This window comes from Lysinibacillus sp. CNPSo 3705, from assembly GCF_028674935.1.
Lineage (GTDB): Bacteria > Bacillota > Bacilli > Bacillales_A > Planococcaceae > Lysinibacillus.
Genome location: NZ_JAQZSD010000146.1, coordinates 1 through 2,141, shown reverse-complemented (window position 1 = coordinate 2,141; position 2,141 = coordinate 1). Strand labels below are relative to the sequence as shown.

At 31.5% G+C, this 2,141-nt stretch carries 2 protein-coding genes; both read right to left on the bottom strand.

What is annotated here, in order from left to right; genetic code table 11:
* Positions 1-176: 176 nt before the first annotated feature.
* On the bottom strand, positions 177-1,499 hold the full coding sequence (locus tag PVA17_RS24650; protein ID WP_274069322.1) for a plasmid replication protein: 1,323 nt from the start codon (positions 1,497-1,499) through the stop codon (positions 177-179).
* A 24-nt stretch (positions 1,500-1,523) separates the two neighbouring features.
* The gene (locus PVA17_RS24645; RefSeq protein WP_274069321.1) at positions 1,524-1,844 is read right to left on the bottom strand and encodes a hypothetical protein; all 321 of its coding nucleotides are present in this window, start codon (positions 1,842-1,844) and stop codon (positions 1,524-1,526) included.
* Between the last annotated feature and the right edge of the window lie 297 nt (positions 1,845-2,141).

Genomic DNA, 2,141 nt, shown 5'->3' with positions numbered 1-2,141 from the left:
TAATTTAATTAATTACTTTAATAATTAGTTGTAAATTAATTGATTACGTTGGATGGTGTGTCTAATTGCTGTTTAATTGTATTTTAATTAGAGGTAATGCTGTATTTTGACGATAATTAGTTTTTAATTAAAAAAAAATTAAGTGCTATCCGATTGGATTAGCACTTAATTACTAATTAATTATCAAATAATTTATTCATTAAAGCATCTTTATCACTGATTACCTTGTCACTATCGTTTTCAGTGTTCCCAAACAATTCGTCAAAAGATTTGTTTGGTGAAGGTTTATTCGAAGATTCGCTCTCGAAACCAGCAAATAAGTCGATCTTTTCTTTCTTTTGATTCTCTAATTCTTGTAACTTTTTATGTTCTAGGACCATTTCAGTGATTCGATCTTTTGGTAGATCTAGTCCTGCGAATACTGCGTAAAAAGAAACACCTGCTGTTCCCTTTAGTTCATTAGTTTGGTACGTTGCAATAGGTTTCTCTAATGCGGTAGGTGAAATATCATTTACTAAATCTTCCATTGTTTTAGTAAATTCAAATGTAAATAGTCTATTAGCTGTTAATGTATCTGTTAATACACTTACAGCAAGACGTTTAGCAGCATTAAGATCATATCCATCTGAAAGTACACCTCTATTTATCAGGTCTTTCAATTTTTGAGCATATGACAATTGCTGAGATGCATCAATAGTTGAAGCCTTTTCCGTAAAACGTGCAAAGTGTAGAAGCCCTGGTGTTTTTAGTATTTTTTCAAATTCTGAACTATCAAAGTGATACTCACTTGTTGGTAAGTAACTTGCTGTTACAGTGTTTAGTTCGTGTAAAGCTTCAGCAACATATTTATTTGAGAATTTTAGATACTCTGAAACTGATGAATTAGGCTTTTCTAAACTAAACTCAGTAAATAACTTTTCATTATCTACTAAGAGAATTGGTCCTAAGTTCTCCATTACACTACCAATCTTTTTAAGACGCTGTAAAGCATTGTCGAGAACCGTCTTCCCTTCTTTTAAACGAGGTAAAGTCAAAATCATTCCGAACTTTCCGCTAAAACCAGAATTTAATAATGTACCAATTGCTTGAATAACAGCACCAGTTCCAGTGCCACCGCCTAAACCAGCTACAAGCCATACATAATCAGCATCTTGAAATTGTGTTTTCACGGCATTAGAGATTTCATCGGCTTTTGCTTTATATAATTCTTCACCCATAATAATATCTCTACCAGCGCCTTTACCATCCCCAATTAACATTTTTTTGGTATTGCTATTAATCGGTTGAACTTTTGTAAGATCAATTTCATTGGAATTAATAAGTAAAGCAGTATACGGATGGTGGTTGTTTTTAATGCTTGTTTTAATATCTGCACAAGTAGCCGCGATAGAAGTTCCTCCCATCCCTAAACCTAGAAAGCCAAATTTCATACTCAGGTTTTTTCCGTCCTGGATTAAAGTTGATAAATTGTCTTTAGTATTTCTTGTTTCAATCATCATAAATACCTCCATTAATTAAATTAATTAGCTTGTTGCGTACTTTAATAGTTTCTCTCCTAAAGGTGTTATTGAATACATTCGTATTCTTCCCACTTTTTGAACTTGCACTAACCCTGCTCCTTCCAGTCGAGCAGTATGGATATCTAATAAATGACGAGATGGAATTAGTGGTTCGCTATTTGTAATCCCCTTTTCGGTGTTACGTTTAGAATAGAATTCATTTGCCATATCTTTCAAAAGCTCTTTATTAATTGGTTGTTCTTCTTGTTGAAGAATAAATAAAAACCATTTGCTTTCATTACTCAAATTATCTAAAAGAATATCTAAAAATTGAACCTCTTGCAATTAACTTCACCACCAATCCTAGAATGCGGAAGTAATTGATGCAATAATAAAGGCAATTATGCAAAAGTTATTGCGTTAGTTATTTCCGCAATGAAATAGCTATAAACCCATTTTAAGATACAAATCCTTTTATATCAAGTGTTTTTTATTGATTTAATAATTGCTGTAGTTATTGCGTCAATAATTGATTAAATTAATGAGACTATAATTGCGTTAATTTGTTTTTAACTACAAATTAACCTGTTTAATTAATTCTTGAGTTCTGTTAATTTATTTAAAATTGAGGCTGAATTAATT

Bases quoted from the DNA above. Each gene is read 5' to 3' on its own strand.
- PVA17_RS24650 (WP_274069322.1), bottom strand. From the start codon at position 1,499: ATGATGATTGAAACAAGAAATACTAAAGACAATTTATCAACTTTAATC.